The following is a 16,503-nucleotide window of genomic DNA, read 5'->3' on the forward strand; positions in this document are numbered from 1 at the left end:
ATGCGTGCACTGACATGGCATGGAACCAGGGACGTGCGCGTCGAAAGCGTGAGCGATCCCGAAATCATCAATCCGCGCGATGCGATCATCAAGGTGACCTCCACGGCGATCTGCGGGTCTGACCTGCACCTGTATGATGGGGTGATCCCCGGCATGCAGTCGGGCGACGTGCTCGGGCACGAATTCATGGGTGAGGTGGTGGAAACCGGCGCCTCCAGCACTCTCAAGAAGGGGCAGCGGGTGGTGGTGCCGTTCACAATCGCCTGCGGCGGCTGCTTCCACTGCGCGGTGCAGCAATATTCCGCCTGCGAGAATTCCAATCCGGTGGAAAAGCAGGACATGTCCGCCACGCTCTATGGCCATCCGATGGCCGGGTTGTTCGGCTATTCGCATCTGACCGGCGGCTACTCCGGCGGGCAGGCCGAATATGTGCGCGTGCCCTTCTCCGACGTGGGGCCGATCATCATTCCCGACCATCTGGAGGACGACAATGTGCTGTTCCTGTCCGACATTCTGCCCACGGGCTGGATGGCGGCGGAGAATGCCGACATCGGCCCGGATGATACGGTGGCGGTGTGGGGCTGCGGGCCGGTGGGCCTGTTCGCCATCCAGTCCGCCCTCGTGATGGGCGCGGCGCAGGTCATCGCCATCGACCATTATCCCCATCGGCTGGAACTTGCCCGCAAGCTCGGGGCCAAGATCATCAACTTCCGCGAGACGAATGTGCGCGAGGCGCTGATGGAAATGTCCGGCGGGATCGGCGTGGATGCGGTGATCGACGCAGTCGGCATGGAAGCCCACGGTTTCGCCATCGACAACATGCTGGATGTCGTGAAGCAGAAGGTCGGCGTGGGCGCAGATCGCGCCTCCGCGCTCAAGCAGGCGCTGCTGGCGGTGCGCTTCGGCGGCCGCGTGTCCATCCCCGGCGTCTATGGCGGGATGACCGACAAGTTCCCCCTCGGCGCGCTGATGGAAAAGGGCGTGCAGCTGCGCACCGGCCAGACGCATGTGCAGAAATATCTCGGCGATCTGCTGGCCAAGATCGAGGATGGCACGCTCGATACCACCTTCCTCATCAGCCACCATCTGCCGCTGGAGGATGCCGCCACCGGCTATCGCAACTTCAAGGAAAAGCAGGACAGCTGGACCAAGGTGGTGCTGCGGCCCGGCATGGAAGCCGGCGCTGCCGGGGCTTCCACCACACGGACGATGGAGCAGGTATGACACGCGGAAAGATCGACAAGCTCACCGGCCTGGTGGTCGTCACCGGCGCCTCCAGCGGCATCGGGCTGGAACTCGCGCGCTGCGCGGCGAAGGATGGGGTGGAGTTGCTGCTGGCGGCCGACACCGACCTCACGACAGCGGAGGCCGAAATGCGCCGCGACGGCGCCATGGCGGTTGAGAGCGTGCAATGCGATCTCGCCACCGAAGAGGGTGTGGACGCCCTGATGGCAAAGATCGGCCAGCGCCCCGTCGCGGCGCTGATCGCCAATGCGGGCCACGGTGGCGGCGGCGGGTTCCTCGATCAGGACTGGGACGAAGTCCGCCACATCATCGACACCAACATCACCGGCACGGTGCGGCTGATCCAGCGCGTGGGGCAGGGCATGCGCGCGCGGGACAGCGGCCGCATCCTCATCACCGGCTCGATCGCCGGGCATATGCCGGGGACGTTCCAGCTGGTGTACAATTCCACCAAGGCCTTCATCAACGACTTCGGCAACGGCCTGCGCAACGAGCTGAAGGACACCGGCGTCACGGTGAGCGTGATCGAGCCGGGCCCGACGGAGACCAATTTCTTCCGCCGCGCCCATATGCTGAACACGCCGGTCGGGGAGAAGGAGAAGGCCGATCCCGCCAAGGTGGCCCGCGATGGCTATGCCGCGCTGCTGGCGGACGAGGATCAGGAGGTAAGCGGCTTCATGAACAAGCTGCAGGCCACCTTTGCCGACATCCTGCCGGATCAGGTGGTGGCGCAGATGCACCGCCGCATGGCGGAGCCGGGCCGCTAGTTCATCGCTGCTGGGCTGCCGGCCTGCCTGCCGAGCTTTCGCGCCAACGCGGCGCGATCCGGCAGGTAGGCCGAGCCGCCGCGCCATTCCAGTTCACCTGCCCGGCGCACAGTCTGCAGCATCCGGTTGAAGTGAACCGTCGTCAGGCCCAACGCATCGGCCATCGTTTCCTGCGTCAGCGGCAAAGGAAATCGCCCGTCGCGGGCAAGGCCGCAGGGTTCCAGCCGGTCATGCAGTTCCAGCAGGAGATCGCTTAATCTCTCCCGCGCCGAAAGGCGGCCCAAGCGAACGATTTGGGCGAGCAGAACGGCTTCGTCTAGCGCCCGAACCGAGGCATAGACCCGGCGCAGAGCACCGCAGTCATCCGCCGGCGGTGCCGCACCCACTGTCATCTCGCTGAGCGAGACGATCGAGCATGTGGCCACCGGCGCCCGATGGTCGCACAGGCCGACGAGATCGCCCGGAAGGATGAAGCATAGCACCTGGCGCTTGCCATTGGGGAGCAGCTTCACACGCGCTGCCCAGCCGCTCACGATGATGAGAGGCGCGCCGACCCGCTGACCGTCGCCCTGCAATTCGTAGCCGGGTGGGAGGTAGCGCGCACCCTCGATGGCGGGGCGCAGCCGCTGCACAGCCTCGCAGTCATCACCGGCAAGCGCCGCCAGCCGCCGCAGAGAGCATTCCTGCTGGGTAGGCGGTGCGGCCGAGCCGCGCCGTTGCGCGACGCTGCGCTGGACGGGCGCGATCATGCTGCCTGGTGCCGATCTCATAGCCGGGGCGCCCCCTTCGGGAGGATGGTTCGCACGGCCAGCGGGCCTGTGCGCACTGGGCCTCAATGAGTCGCCACAGGGCAGGTTCCATCGATCCGAACGGATCGTCTCAAATACGGTGCGGCACGCCTCGGTCAGCGCCAATTCTCAGTGAAGGGTGAGGGGCCTAAGCGGCAACGCTTTCCCGCCCGTCCAGTCTGCGCGCAATTGCCAGCAACAGGCGGATCAGCACCGGCACGACCACGACCGACAGCACCACCTTCGCCAGCGCCTGCCCTGCGATCAGATCGCCTATGGGGCGAACCCCGTAGAAGGAGATGGTGATGAACACGAGCGTATCGACCACCTGGCTGATGAGCGAGGCGATCGCGCCGCGCAGGGCCACGAACCGTCCCCCGATCGCCGCCAGCCGATCGAACAGATAGACGTTGAGCGTCATCGACACGCCATAGGCGACGATGCCCGCCGCCATCAGCCGCCAACTCTGCCCAAGCACGATGGGGAAGGCTTCCTTCGCGGGTTCATACATGGCCGGATCGGTCGGCAGGCGGATGACGAAGAAGGTCAGCAGGATGGCGGTGACCAGCGGCACGAAGCCGAAGCGCACCAGCATATCCGCCACGGGCTTGCCATAATGCGCCGCAACCGCGCTGGAGAGTGCGACCAGCAGCAGGAAGGGGAAGATGCCCGCTTCCACTGCGAGCGACCCCAGCGCGACCTGCTTCGCGCCGAGAACCCCCGCGATGCACACCATCCCGCCATAGAACACGGTGAACAGAAACAGGGCTTTCGGAAGGGTGCCGGGAAGGGCGTGAGGCGGTTCATGGCCGGGCATTGTCTGAGGATCCATCGGGAGGTGCCTGCGGGGCTGCAAAGTGACAGTAGGAAGAAGCGTGCTTGAGCGCACTCTGCTTTTGCTTCAATAACCTCGCCATCGCCCTTTTTGGACTTTCCCCATTTTCCTCGCTTGATGGCTCAATCGCTCACCAGCCTGCTCGGCATTCTCGCGATCCTTGCGATCGCCTTCCTGCTTTCGGCCGACCGCCGGAACATCCGCCCGCGCGTGGTGCTGGCGGCCTTTGCGCTGCAAGCGGGGATGGCGCTGCTGGTCCTGCGCGTGCCGTGGGGCCGGATCGCCATCCGCACGCTGGCGGAAGGGGTGTCGGCGCTGCTCTCCTACGCCAATGTCGGCACGGAATTTCTCTTCGGCCCGGCCGAAAGCAATCCGCTGGCGAACAGCTTCGCGATCTCTGCGCTGCCGGTGATCGTCTTCTTCGCGGCGCTGGTGTCGATTCTCTATTATCTCGGGATCATGCAGCGCGTGGTGCGCTGGGTGGGCGGGGCGATCGGCTGGCTCACCGGCATCAGCCGGGTGGAATCGCTGGGTGCGGCGGCCAATATCTTCGTCGGCCAGTCGGAAAGCCCGCTGGTGGTGCGCCCCTATCTCGCCATGCTGGCGCCATCGCAGCTGTTCACCATCATGGCGGTGGGGATGGCGGGCGTCGCGGGCACCATCCTGGCAGCCTATGCCGGGGTGCTGGGCCCGGATTACCTGCCCTATCTGCTCGCCGCCACCTTCATGTCCGCGCCGGGCGGCATTCTGATGGCCAAGATCATCATGCCTGACGCGCCGGGCGCGAAGGTGGAAGAATCGGGCGAGATCCTGCTGCCGCATGCGCGCATCAGCGCGGAAGGCCCCGCCGCGCTGACCGAAGGGGATAAGCCGCATGAAGTGGTGATCGCGGAAACCTTCGAAGATGGGAAGGTGCCCGCCAATCTGATCGAGGCGGCCGCGCAGGGTGCGCAGACGGGCGTGAAGCTGGCCGCCGCGGTGGGCGCGATGGTGCTGGCTTTCGTGGCGCTGGTGGCGCTCGCGAACGGTCTGCTGGGCGCGGTGGGGGGCTGGTTCGGCTATGGCGAACTGTCGTTCCAGCAGATCCTCGGCTGGATATTCTCGCCCGTGATGTATCTGATCGGCGTGCCGTGGGACGAAGCGGGGCGCGCCGGCGGACTGTTCGGCACCAAGGTGGTGCTGAACGAATTCGTCGCCTTCCTCGAACTCGACAGCATGGATGCGAGTATGCTGGGCGACCGGTCGCGCGCCATCGTGACCTTTGCTCTGTGCGGCTTCGCCAATTTCAGCTCGATTGCGATCCAGATGGCGGTGACCGGCGGGCTGGCGCCCAGCCAGCGCCCGGTGATTGCGCGACTCGGCCTGCGGGCGCTGGCGGCGGGATCGCTGGCCAATCTGATGAGCGCGGCTCTGGCGGGGCTGTTCCTGCCGGTGTAAGCGGCCCGCATGTCCGAAGTCGCATCCGTTTCGCTCGCCCGTCCCCTGGCCGATCTCTCCGGCGAACTGGGCCGATCCTTCACCGAATATGGCTTCGCCATCGTGCGCGATCACGCCATCTCGCCCGAATTGATCGACCGGGCCTGGCGCAAGAGCCAGGCGTTCTTCGCCCTGCCGGAGGAGGTGAAGCGGAGCTATCACATCTCCGGGATGGGCGGCGCGCGGGGATACACGCCTTTCGGCACCGAAAAGGCGAAGGATGCCCAGCTGCGCGACCTGAAGGAGTTCTGGCATGTGGGCCGCAGCCTGCCGCCGGGCGACCCGCTGGAACAGTTCATGCCGCCTAATGTCTGGCCGGACGAGGTAGAGGGCTTTCGCGAGACGTTTGAGGAGCTGTTCCTGGCCTTCGAAACCACGGGGCGGCGGATCCTGGCTGCCATTGCCCTGCATCTGGGCCTTCCCGAAGCCTTCTTCGATCCGACGGTGGAAGACGGCAATTCGGTGCTGCGCCTGCTGCATTATCCGCCCGTAGCCGAATCGCAGGACGGGGCAATCCGCGCCGCCGCGCATGAGGACATCAACACCATCACCCTGCTGCTGGGGGCAGAGGAAAGCGGGCTGCAACTGCTCTCTCGCGAGGGGGAATGGATCGCCGTGGCGCCGCCGGAAGGCGCGCTGGCGGTAAACATCGGGGACATGCTGCAGCGCCTGACCAATGGCGTGATGCGCTCGACCACGCACCGGGTGGTGAACCCGGTCGGCGCAGCGGCGCGGCGCGCGCGCTATTCCATGCCGTTCTTCCTGCATTTCCGGCCAGATTTCGAAATCCGGGCGCTTGCCGGCTGCGTGGAGCCCGGGCGCGAGGCGGAGGTCGAGCCGCCGATTTCTGCGCATGACTATCTCATGCAGCGGCTGAGAGAGATAAACCTGGCGTGAAGGCTGCGCCGCGCTGCACAAACTTCTCTCAGGCTGTTGCAATGCAGCAACATTTGGCAATTTTCGCTTATAATTCAGGTATGTAAATAAGGAGAAATGGCGCTCAAGGCGGGTTGGTTACGGGTGTAACGGCACTGTCATGCACATGACACGGTTGTGTCTTTCGGGGTTCCTACCGCAGTTGCGAATTCAGGGAATCAAGTGAGGAACCCGACCCATGAAATTGAAGTATCTCCTGGCGGCCAGCACGCTCGGACTGTCCACGGCCGTGATCCTGCCCGCGCCCGTGATGGCGCAGCAGATCACCTCCGGGGTGGAAGGCCGCGTGCTGGACGACGCCGGTATGCCGATCGCCGGCGCCACCGCCACGGTCACGGATACGCGGACGGGTGCCACGCGCACGCTCACCACGAGCAGTTCCGGCACCTTCGTTGCGACCAACCTCGTAACCGGCGGCCCCTACACGGTGAGCGTTACGGCCGATGGCTATGAAGGCCAGACGCTTTCCGACCTCAATCTGACGCTGCAGGGCAACACCAGCCTCAACTTCAGCCTGTCCGCCGGCGGCGGGGAAATCGTGGTCAACGCCGCGCGCGTGCAGGTGACTCAGCTCGCCGTAGGCCCCGGGACATCCTTCACGCAGGACGTGATCGAAAACGCCCCGACCTTTAATCGCGACGTGCGGGACATCATTCGCATCGATCCGCGTGTCAGCCTCGATCGCGACGATGGCGGTTCCGGCCAGGACCGCATCTCCTGCCTTGGGGGTAACGACCGCGGCAATGCCTTCACCGTGGACGGCATCAGCCAGGGCGACATCTACGGCCTGAACGACACGGGCTTCTCCTCGCGCAGCTCCACGCCGATTCCCTATGACGCGGTGCGTGAAACGCAGGTGCAGTTCGCCCCGTTCGACGTGGACTACAGCAACTTCACGGGCTGCGCGATCAACGTTGTCACCCGCTCCGGCTCCAACGAGATCCACGGCGGCGCCTTCTACGAATATTCGGACGACGGCATGCGCGGCAACACGGTGAAGGGCATAGAAGTTGCGCCGGTCGAGCCAGACAAGCGCTGGGGCGTGCATCTGGGCGGCCCGCTCATCAAGGACCAGCTGTTCATCTTCGGCGCCTATGAGCATCAGGAAACCGGCTTCTCGCAGGATGAAGGGCCGGCAGGCGGGAACTTCCCGACCCCGATCAACCAGGTGACGGTGGATCAGTTCAACGAAATCTCGGCAATCCTGAGCAGCGTCTATGGCGTGGAGACGGGGCCGTTGGTCACGAACCGGCCGTTCGAGAACGATCGCTACTTCATCCGCGCGGACTGGCAGCTGAACGACAAGCACCGGCTCGAAGCGACCTATCAGCGGCTCGAAGAATCGACGGTGCGGCCGGACGACCAGGCGTCCACGGGTTCCTTTGCAGGCACCGTGGTTGGCGAGAACACCTTCTACTACAGCGGCACCAAGTCGGATTATTATGCCGCCCGCCTCTATTCGCAGTGGACCGACGATTTCTCCACCGAACTGCGCTATTCGCATTCGAAGGTGAAGGATCTGCAGGATCCGATCGGCGGCGGCGAGGCGCAGGATGCCAACCCGATTCCGCGCATCATCGTGGGCGTGGACAACGGCAGCGATCCCGCGGGCGCAGTGGAAGCCGGTCCGGGCTTCTCGCGTTCGGGCAACGATCTCCTGACCAAGCTCGACCAGTATCGCGCCGCGGCGACCTATGAACTGGGTAACCACCGCGTGAAGTTCGGCGTCGAGGCCAACCACGCCGAGCTGTTCAACCTGTTCGTGCAGAATGCCACCGGCACGCTGGTGTTCGAGAATATCGACGACCTCCGCGAAGGTCTGCTGTCGACCGGCACCGACACCTTCAACACGCCTGCCAATGTGGTCAACGGAAGCACCGCCGGTGCCTTCGGCAACTTCTCGGCCACTGGCGACGTGCGCGCCGCCGGCGCCGAGTTCAGCCGCACGATCGTTTCCCCCTTCATTCAGGACGAATGGCAGGTGACCGATCGCCTCTCCGCCACGCTGGGTGTGCGTGTCGACTATTACAGCGGCGACCATCCGACGCTGAACACCAACTTCGTGAACCGTTACGGCTTCCCGAACACCTCGGGCTTCAGCGATCTCGATCCGCTGTGGATGCCGCGCGCGGCGCTGAGCTATGATCTCGATGACTTTGCCGTGTTTTCCCGCGCCCAGCTGCGTGGTGGCGTCGGTATCTTCTCCGGCGGCGATCCGCTGGTGTGGTTCGGCAATGCCTTCCAGAACAACGGCATTGGTTTTGCCACGGGCACGACAGCGGACGATGCCTGCCCGGCAGGCCCGATCGACGTGGTCGTGGACGGCACCTTTACCGGATTGCCCGACTGCTTCCAGGCTTCGGCTTCGGACAGTGCGGCGGCCGGTCTTGGCGATACGCAGTCCATCGCACCCGACATCAAGATGCCGTCGGTGGTGCGCGCCAACATCGGCTTCCAGTCGAACCTCGACTTTGCGCCGAGCGGTTTCTTCAGCGGCTGGAACCTTAACCTGGACTACATCTACAGCCACTTCCGCAACCCGTTCACACTGGTCGATCTGTCGCAGACGGTGAACATCAATCGCGGTATCGGTGGCTATACGATCGATGGCCGGCCCATCTACGCAGCCATCGACCCGACCCGCGCTAACTGCGACGCGACGCTGGTCGATCTGAACCCCGGCCCGGTGTATGATGGTGTGTCGAGTGCGTGTTTCGGCACCAGTCGTGATGACGAACTGATGCTGACGAACTCCGGCGGGTACGACAGCCATGTCGCATCCTTCATCCTGTCGAAGAACTTCAACGGCGGGCTGTTCACCGAAGGCGGCAGCACGTTCATCAGCATCGGCTATTCCTACACCGATGCCGAAGATCGCCGGAACCTGTACAATTCGACGGCCGGCTCCAACTATGACGGTACGGCGGCCTTCGACCGGCAGAACCCGGCGGCGTCGCGTGGCTTCTATTCGAGCAAGCACAATATTTCCGTGGGCGCGAGCCTGGCCAATGAGTTCGTGGACGATCTCGAGACCCGGCTGAACTTCACCTTCGTCGCGCGTTCGGGCAGGCCCTACAGCCTGACCTTCGCCGGCGGCGGCGTGTTCAACGACAGCGCATCCGGCAATGATAACGCGCTGGTCTATCTGCCGACCGGGGCGGGCGATCCGAACATCTCGCCCACTTCCAACATGGCGGCGGTGCAGAACCTGGCGGACTGGGCGGCCACCACCGGTTGCGCCAAGGACTATGTGGGCCAGACGATCCTGCGCAATACCTGCTCGAACGACTGGTACTACGATCTCGACCTGTCCTTCTCGCAGGAACTGCCGGGGCCGATGAGCCTGTTCGGCTACAAGGATGACCGTCTGAAGCTCTATGCGATGATGGACAACTTCCTGAACTTCCTCGATCAGGACTGGAACGTGCAGAAGCGCCGCAACTATGTGGGCCTGCAGGATGTTGCATCGCTCAGCGGGGTGGACTCCGCCGGTCGCTATATCATCACGGGCTTCAACGGCGTGGATTCGATCGCCAGCGACAACCAGATCAACTTCAGCTCGTCCGTGTGGCGCCTGAAGGTGGGCATCAGCTACGATTTCTGATCTTGCTGTGACCCTGTAAACGATACGGCGGCGCCTGCAGGTGCCGCCGTTTTCGTTTCCGCCGCCAGCCGGCGATGTCGAATGCCTGAGGAGATTGCCATGGATCGTGCTGCCCGATCGCTCCGCCACCTGCTTGCCGCCATCCTCGCGGCCGCTTCGCTATCGGCCTGCACCACCGTCACGGAGGTCCCATCTTCACCGGTCACCGTGCAGATCCTGGCGCTCAACGATTTCCACGGCAATCTCGCGCCCCCCGGCGAGGTCAGCTGGACCGATGGCGGCGAGGAGCGGCGGAGCGAGCTTGGCGGCGTCGCCCGTATCGGCGCCACGCTGGCCGGATTACGGCAGGGGCATCCGAACACGGTAACGGTCGCGGCCGGTGACATGATCGGGGCGAGCCCGCTGGCGTCCGGGCATTTCCTCGACGAACCCTCGATCGCGGCGCTGAACTCAATCGGGCTGGACGTCACCTCGGTCGGCAACCACGAGTTCGATCGCGGCGTTCCCGAATTGCGGCGCATGCAGCAGGGCGGCTGCGAGCAATACACCGAGCGCCAGCCCTGCGCGCTTGAACCCTTCGCCGGGGCCCACTTTCCCTACCTCGCGGGCAACACCGTGGATGCGGCGGGCGAGAGCGTTTTTCCCGGCACGTTCATCAAGCAGGTGGGGCCGCTCAAGATCGGTTTCATCGGCATGACGCTGAAGGACACGGCGTTGCTCGTCTCGCCGGCGGCGACGCATGGCTATCGCTTCCTCGACGAGGCGCCCACGGCCAACCGGCTGGCCGTCGATCTCCGCGCGCGGGGGGCGGATCTGGTGGTGCTGCTGATCCACCAGGGCGGCTGGGCGAAGCCCCCCTTCAGTGCCGACGGCTGCGCCGACCTCTCCGGCGACATCCTGCCGATCCTCGACCAGCTCGATCCCTCGATCCAACTGGTCATCTCCGGCCATACGCACAACACCTATATCTGCCGCATGGCCGGCGAGGGCGGTGGCGAGCGGCTGCTGACCAGTGCCGGCCGCTATGGCTATTTCGTTACCGATATCGAGTTGAAGGTCGACCCGCAGACCAGGCAGCTGCTGTCGCTGGAGGCGCACAATGTGCCCGTCACCGCGGCAGCGGGCGAACAGGCCGACACGGCGGAGATCGCCCGGCGCTATCTCGAAGCGGCAAAGCCCGTGGCCGAGCGGGTGATCGGCCATCTCGCGCTGACCGAGCAGCCGGAAGATTGCGCCGATTCGTGGGAAGCCGATCTGATCGCTGATGCGCAGCTTGCCGCCGCTGCCGACCCGGCGCGGGGTAGCGCGGAAATCGCCTTCATGAATTCCGGCGGCGTGCGCGGCGGCGGCATCGTGCCGGGGGAGAGCGGGGCCATCACCTACGGCCAGATATTCACCGTCCAGCCGTTCGGCAGCGCGATAGAGGTGCTGGAGCTGTCGGGCGAGCAATTGCAGGACCTGTTGGAAGACCAGTTCTGCGATGGGCAGGGCGGCACGGCGATCTGCTATTCGACGCTCGTCCCCTCCGCGGGCTTTGCCTATAGTTACGACCTCTCCCGCCCCAAGGGGGAGCGGGTGGTGAGCCTCAGCTTCCGCGGCGCGCCTATCGACCCCCGACGCGTTTACCGGGTGGCGACGGGCAGCTTCCTCGCCAATGGCGGCGATGGCTTCCGCACCTTTACGCAGGGCAAGGTCGTATCCGAAGCAGGGATCGATCTGGACGCGCTGTCCAGCTATCTCGCCAATGGTGTGCAAGCGCCCAGTTGCGGGCGCGTGCGGCAGCTGGATTGACGCGCAAACCCGCCCCCTCGGCCCTTTTGCGCGCCCTGATCGCTTTTTCCGGGCGTTGGCGCCGCGCCCGGGCGTTGGGCGGTTGACGCTTGCCGGGTGATGGGTAAGTCCATTCCTATGGACGGGCAGATCATCCTTGAAGCCCCGCCCGCAGTCGCCGATCTGCGAGGGGAGAGCGAGCTTGCCCTGTTCCTCGATTTTGACGGCACGCTGGTGGATATTGCCGAAGGGCCGGAAGCGATTGCCGTGCCGGCTGACCTGGGACAGCGCCTGCTTGACCTGGGGGAACGGCTCTCCGGCCGCCTTGCGCTGGTGAGCGGCCGGGCTCTTCCGAATATCGAGACGCATCTCGGCCCGCTTGCGCTGGCGCGGGCGGGATCGCATGGCGCGGATCGCCTTCTGGCTGACGGGCAATCGCTGGGCGACAGGCCGGAAGGCCTTCCGGCTGAAGCGCTCGGGATGCTCGGCGATTACGCCGGCCTTCGCGACCTGCTGCTGGAAACGAAGCCGCATGGTGCCGCGCTCCATTTCCGATCGGCCCCCGCGCTGGAAAGCGACGGGCTGCGATTTGCCGAAGGGCTGGCGGATTCCTTCGGCCTTGCCGTGAAACGGGGGAAAAGCGTGATCGAGCTGGTGCAGCCGGGGGCCGACAAGGGCGGGGCCGTGCGCGCCTTCATGGAGGTGGCGCCTTTTATCGGCGCGCGCCCGGTGTTCGTGGGCGATGACATCACCGATGAAGACGGCTTTGCCGCCGCCGAGGAACTGGGCGGTTTCGGCGTGCTGGTGGGCGATCGGGCGCCCAGCGGCGCGCGCTATCGACTGCCCGGAGTTGCAGAGGTTTACGAATGGCTGTCGCTGTGAACGAAGGCGCCAAGGGCGCTTCCCCCGCGCCGCAGGCGGATCTTGAGCTGTGGCCGATCGGCAATTGCCAGGTATCCGGCCTGATGGACCGCCGGGCGGGACTGGTGTGGGGCTGCGTTCCGCGGGTGGACGGCGATCCCGTGTTCTGTTCGCTGCTCAACGGTGAGAGTTCCGGTGCCGGCGTATGGCGGTTCGAGCTGGAAGGCCAGGTTTCCGCGACGCAGGAATATGATCGCAACACGCCGATCCTGATCACTCGGCTGGAGGCGGAGGACGGCAGCGCGGTCGACATCTTCGATTTCTGCCCGCGCTTCGAACGGACCGGCCGCATGTATCGCCCGGTGGCCTTCGTTCGAGTGGTCCGGCCGGTCGCCGGCGTGCCCCGGCTCAAGGTTACGCTGAAGCCGATGCGCGATTATGGCGCGCAGATTGCCGAGACGACCAACGGTACCAATCACATTCGCTATCTGGTGGGGCAGCAGGCGCTGCGCCTCAGCACCGATGCGCCGGTGGGCTATGTACTGGACCAGCGCGTCTATCGCGTGGAGAGCGACCAGCATTTCTTCCTCGGCCCGGATGAGCCGTTCAGCGGCAATATTCGCACCGAAGTGCGCCATATGGAAGCGCAGACGCGCAAATACTGGCAGCTCTGGGTGCGTGGCCTCGCCACCCCGCTCGAATGGCAGGACGAGGTGATCCGCTGCGCGATCACGCTGAAGCTGTGCCAGCATGAGGAGACGGGGGCGATCGTCGCCGCGCTCACCACTTCCATTCCGGAGGCGCCGAACACGGGCCGCAATTGGGACTATCGCTACTGCTGGATTCGCGATTCCTATTACACCGTGCAGGCGCTGAACCGGCTCGGTGCGCTGGACGTGCTGGAGAAGTATCTCGCCTATCTCCGCAACATCGTGGACGATGCAAAGGGCGGGCAGATCCAGCCGCTCTATTCGGTGATGGGCGTGGCGGAACTGGACGAGACGACCGCGCCTTTCCTCGCCGGCTATCGTGGCATGGGGCCGGTGCGACGCGGCAATGCCGCCTATATGCAGGTGCAGCATGACTGCTACGGCCAGATCGTGCTGCCGACCGCGCAGGCCTTTTTCGACAAGCGCCTGCTGCGCATGGCGACGGAACGCGATTTCGCCAGTCTGGAGCAGGTGGGCGAGATGGCGTGGAAGATGCACGACCAGCCGGATGCGGGCCTGTGGGAATTCCGTACCCGGCAGGAAGTGCACACCTATTCTGCCGTGATGTGCTGGGCTGCGTGCGATCGGCTGGCGAATGTGGCCGGCTATCTGGGCAAGGACGACCGTGCGCAGCTGTGGCGCGAACGCGCGGATACCATCCATGCCAGGATCCACGCCGAGGCCTGGGTGGAGAATGGGGAGGAAGGCCATTACGGCGCTTCCTTCGAAAGCGATTATCTCGATGCCAGCCTGCTGCAGATGGTAGAGCTGCGCTTCCTCGAACCCGAAGATCCACGTTTCCTCGCCACCTTCGCCATGGTGGAGCGGGATCTGCGCCGCGGCGAGCACATGCTGCGCTATGCTGCGGAGGATGATTTCGGCCTGCCGGAGACCGCCTTCAACATTTGCACCTTCTGGCTCATCGACGCACTGGCGCGCTCCGGCCGGAAGGATGAGGCGCGGGAGCTGTTCTGCGCCATGCTGGGGCATTTCACGCGCTCGGGCCTGCTGTCGGAGGACATGGACTTCGAAAGCGGCGAGTTGTGGGGGAACTTCCCGCAGACCTACTCGCTAGTAGGGGTGATTAACTGCGCAGGCCTCCTCTCCCGAAGCTGGAACACGGTACGTTGACCAGACTAGTCGTCATTTCCAATCGCGTGGCGGTGCCGAAGGCCCGCGGCGCCGCAGGTGCACAGGGCGGACTTGCCGGAGCACTCAATTCGGCCCTCAAGAAGAATGGCGGTATCTGGTTCGGCTGGTCGGGCCAGGAAACCGATCACTACACCGGCGACATCAGCATCCGTCGGTCCGAAGACGGGGTGACGACCGCTACGGTGGATCTCGAAGCCCAGGATATCGAGGAATATTACAACGGCTACGCGAATTCCACGCTGTGGCCGCTGTTTCATTATCGCATCGATCTTACGGAGTATGAGCGCGAGTTCGGCAAGGGCTATGAACGGGTCAACCAGCGCTTCGCCGAACGCGTGATCCCGCTCATCGAGCCGGACGACACGGTGTGGGTGCATGATTATCACCTGATGCCGCTGGGCGAGCGGCTGCGGGAGCGGGGGGTGAAGAACCGCATCGGCTTCTTCCTCCACATCCCCTGGCCGCCGACGCGGCTGTTCGTCTCGCTGCCCTATCACGAGCGGCTGGTGAAGGCCTTGCTCTGCTATGACCTCATCGGCTTCCAGAACGACGAATGGCTGGAGAGCTTCCTGCATTACTGCCGCAAGGAACTGGGCGCCGAAATCGACGAGAAGACCGGCACAGTGCGGCTGGGCGATCGTGTTGCGCAGGCGCGAGCCTATCCGATCGGAATCGATTACGATCACTTCATGGCCCAGGGCGACACCGGCGACGCGCGCCAGGCGCAGCAGCGGGTCATGTCCAGCACGCGCCGCCGAACTGCTATGATCGGCGTGGACCGGCTGGATTATTCCAAGGGACTACCGGAGCGGATCGATGGGATCGGCCGGTTCTTCGACACCTATCCCGACCGCGTGCGCGACCTCGTCTACATTCAGATCGCGCCGCCCAGCCGCGAGGACATCGGCAGCTACCAGCATATTCGCGCCTTGCTGGAGCAGAAGACCGGGCAGATCAACGGCGCACGGTCCGAAGTGGACGTGGTGCCGATCCGCTATGTGAACAAGGGCTATTCCCAGGCACAGCTGTTCGGCTTCTACCGAGCCTGCAAGATCGGGCTGGTCACGCCGCTGCGCGATGGGATGAACCTGGTGGCGAAGGAATATATTGCGGCGCAGGATCCGGAAGATCCCGGCGTGCTGATCCTTTCGCGCTTTGCCGGTGCGGCGCAGCAATTGCAGGATGCGCTGCTCGTCAATCCGCACAGTTCGGACGACATGGCACACCATATCAACCGTGCGCTGGACATGCCGCTGGAAGAGCGGAAAGCGCGGTGGGAGAAGCTGATCGTCACCGTGCGGGAGGATAACGTTCTCGCCTGGACCGATAGCTTTCTGGCCGATCTGGCGAAGACCGGGCAGAAGGCCGACGCCTAGTCGGCCCCCGCGGCCTCTGCCGCCAGCACGGCGGCATACAGCGCCGCATCCACATTTCCGCCGCTGAGCACGATGGCCGTGCGTCCGTCAGTCGGTACTTTGCCGGCCAGCGCGGCGGCCAGCGCCGCAGCCCCTCCCGGTTCGAGAACCAGACGAAGGCGTGCGAAGGCGAAGCGCATGGCATGGCGCACCTCCGCCTCGCTCACCGCCACTCCGACGGCGCGGCCTTGCAACACCGAGAAGTTGATCGGGAATGTTCGCGGCGTCTGCAGCGCATCGCAGGCGGTCGGCGGAGCATCGGCGCGTACAGAGCGAATTTCTCCTGCAGCGAGCCCTTCTGCCACATCGTCCCAGCCTTCCGGCTCGACGGTCACGATCTCGGCATCGGGGCAGGCAAGGGCGAGGCCGGCGGCCAGCCCGCCGCCCCCGCAGGGCGTGACGATGCGCGTGGGTGGGCCGCCGGCTTGCTCCACCATCTGCGCCGCCAGCTCCACGCCCGCGCTGCCTTGCCCCTCGATCACCCAGGCATCGCCATAGGGGTGGACGAGCGTGCGGCCGGTGCTTTCGGCCAGCGCGGTCGCGATAGCGTCCCGGTCTTCGCCGCCCGGCCGATCATAGGTGACGATCTCCGCCCCCAGTTCGCGCACGCGGCGCATCTTCACTTGCGGCGCATCCACCGGCATCACGATCGTGGCCGCCATGCCCAGCCGCGCGGCCGCCCAGGCGACGCCCTGCGCGTGATTTCCGCTGGAGACGCCGATCACTCCGCGCGCGCGTTCGCTGTCGGGAAGATCGCTCAACCGGTGCCATGCGCCGCGAATCTTGAACACGCCGATCGGTTGCAGGCATTCGGCCTTGCACCAGACAGTGGCGCCCCCGACCGTCGCCGGCAGCAGCGGCGTCGGCGGCAGGATCGCGGCGATCTTTTCCGCCGCGCGCCGGACGCCCGCCGCTGTCGGAATTCTGTCCAATTCGTCCTCCAT

At 65.0% G+C, this 16,503-nt stretch carries 12 protein-coding genes; 9 read left to right on the forward strand and 3 right to left on the reverse strand.

The window, feature by feature from the left end; genetic code table 11:
- A complete protein-coding gene (locus tag AEB_RS09785; protein WP_119083024.1) occupies window positions 1-1,224 on the forward strand; it encodes a zinc-dependent alcohol dehydrogenase in 1,224 nt (407 codons plus the stop codon).
- Window positions 1,221-2,012 carry an SDR family NAD(P)-dependent oxidoreductase gene (locus tag AEB_RS09790; protein ID WP_119083025.1) on the forward strand — a complete coding sequence of 264 codons (792 nt, stop codon included), beginning with the start codon at window positions 1,221-1,223 and terminating at the stop codon, window positions 2,010-2,012. Before AEB_RS09785 ends, AEB_RS09790 begins: the two co-directional genes overlap by 4 nt.
- On the opposite strand, the gene AEB_RS09795 is transcribed toward AEB_RS09790, so the two are convergent.
- A complete protein-coding gene (locus AEB_RS09795) occupies window positions 2,009-2,761 on the reverse strand; it encodes a Crp/Fnr family transcriptional regulator (protein WP_231958657.1) in 753 nt (250 codons plus the stop codon). The two genes, AEB_RS09790 and AEB_RS09795, sit on opposite strands and share 4 nt — an antisense overlap.
- A gap of 187 nt (window positions 2,762-2,948) precedes the next feature.
- Window positions 2,949-3,632, reverse strand: coding sequence for a queuosine precursor transporter (locus AEB_RS09800; RefSeq protein ID WP_231958658.1), 684 nt, complete (start codon window positions 3,630-3,632; stop codon window positions 2,949-2,951).
- Between the two features lie 120 nt (window positions 3,633-3,752).
- Between AEB_RS09800 and AEB_RS09805 the strand changes: the two genes are divergently transcribed.
- From AEB_RS09805 to AEB_RS09835, 7 genes are all read left to right on the forward strand, one after another.
- Entirely contained in the window at window positions 3,753-5,072 is a 1,320-nt protein-coding gene (locus AEB_RS09805) for a NupC/NupG family nucleoside CNT transporter (RefSeq protein WP_119083028.1), read from the forward strand.
- 9 nt (window positions 5,073-5,081) lie between these two features.
- Window positions 5,082-6,008, forward strand: coding sequence for an isopenicillin N synthase family dioxygenase (locus tag AEB_RS09810; protein WP_119083029.1), 927 nt, complete (start codon window positions 5,082-5,084; stop codon window positions 6,006-6,008).
- Window positions 6,009-6,225: 217 nt separating this feature from the next.
- Entirely contained in the window at window positions 6,226-9,651 is a 3,426-nt protein-coding gene (locus AEB_RS09815; RefSeq protein WP_119083030.1) for a TonB-dependent receptor, read from the forward strand.
- A 99-nt stretch (window positions 9,652-9,750) separates the two neighbouring features.
- Window positions 9,751-11,442, forward strand: a complete 1,692-nt coding sequence (locus tag AEB_RS09820; RefSeq protein ID WP_172593051.1) for a bifunctional metallophosphatase/5'-nucleotidase — start codon at window positions 9,751-9,753, stop codon at window positions 11,440-11,442.
- A 99-nt stretch (window positions 11,443-11,541) separates the two neighbouring features.
- Window positions 11,542-12,303 carry a trehalose-phosphatase gene (gene otsB / locus AEB_RS09825; RefSeq protein ID WP_119083032.1) on the forward strand — a complete coding sequence of 254 codons (762 nt, stop codon included), beginning with the start codon at window positions 11,542-11,544 and terminating at the stop codon, window positions 12,301-12,303.
- A complete protein-coding gene (locus AEB_RS09830) occupies window positions 12,288-14,123 on the forward strand; it encodes a glycoside hydrolase family 15 protein (RefSeq protein WP_119083033.1) in 1,836 nt (611 codons plus the stop codon). The genes otsB and AEB_RS09830 overlap by 16 nt, the downstream gene beginning before the upstream one ends.
- A complete protein-coding gene (locus AEB_RS09835; RefSeq protein WP_119083034.1) occupies window positions 14,120-15,520 on the forward strand; it encodes an alpha,alpha-trehalose-phosphate synthase (UDP-forming) in 1,401 nt (466 codons plus the stop codon). Before AEB_RS09830 ends, AEB_RS09835 begins: the two co-directional genes overlap by 4 nt.
- Here the strand turns inward: AEB_RS09835 and AEB_RS09840 are convergent.
- The gene (locus AEB_RS09840; protein ID WP_119083035.1) at window positions 15,517-16,503 is read right to left on the reverse strand and encodes a threonine ammonia-lyase; all 987 of its coding nucleotides are present in this window, start codon (window positions 16,501-16,503) and stop codon (window positions 15,517-15,519) included. The two genes, AEB_RS09835 and AEB_RS09840, sit on opposite strands and share 4 nt — an antisense overlap.

It is taken from the genome of Altererythrobacter sp. B11 (genome assembly GCF_003569745.1).
In the GTDB taxonomy this organism is placed as follows: domain Bacteria; phylum Pseudomonadota; class Alphaproteobacteria; order Sphingomonadales; family Sphingomonadaceae; genus Croceibacterium_C.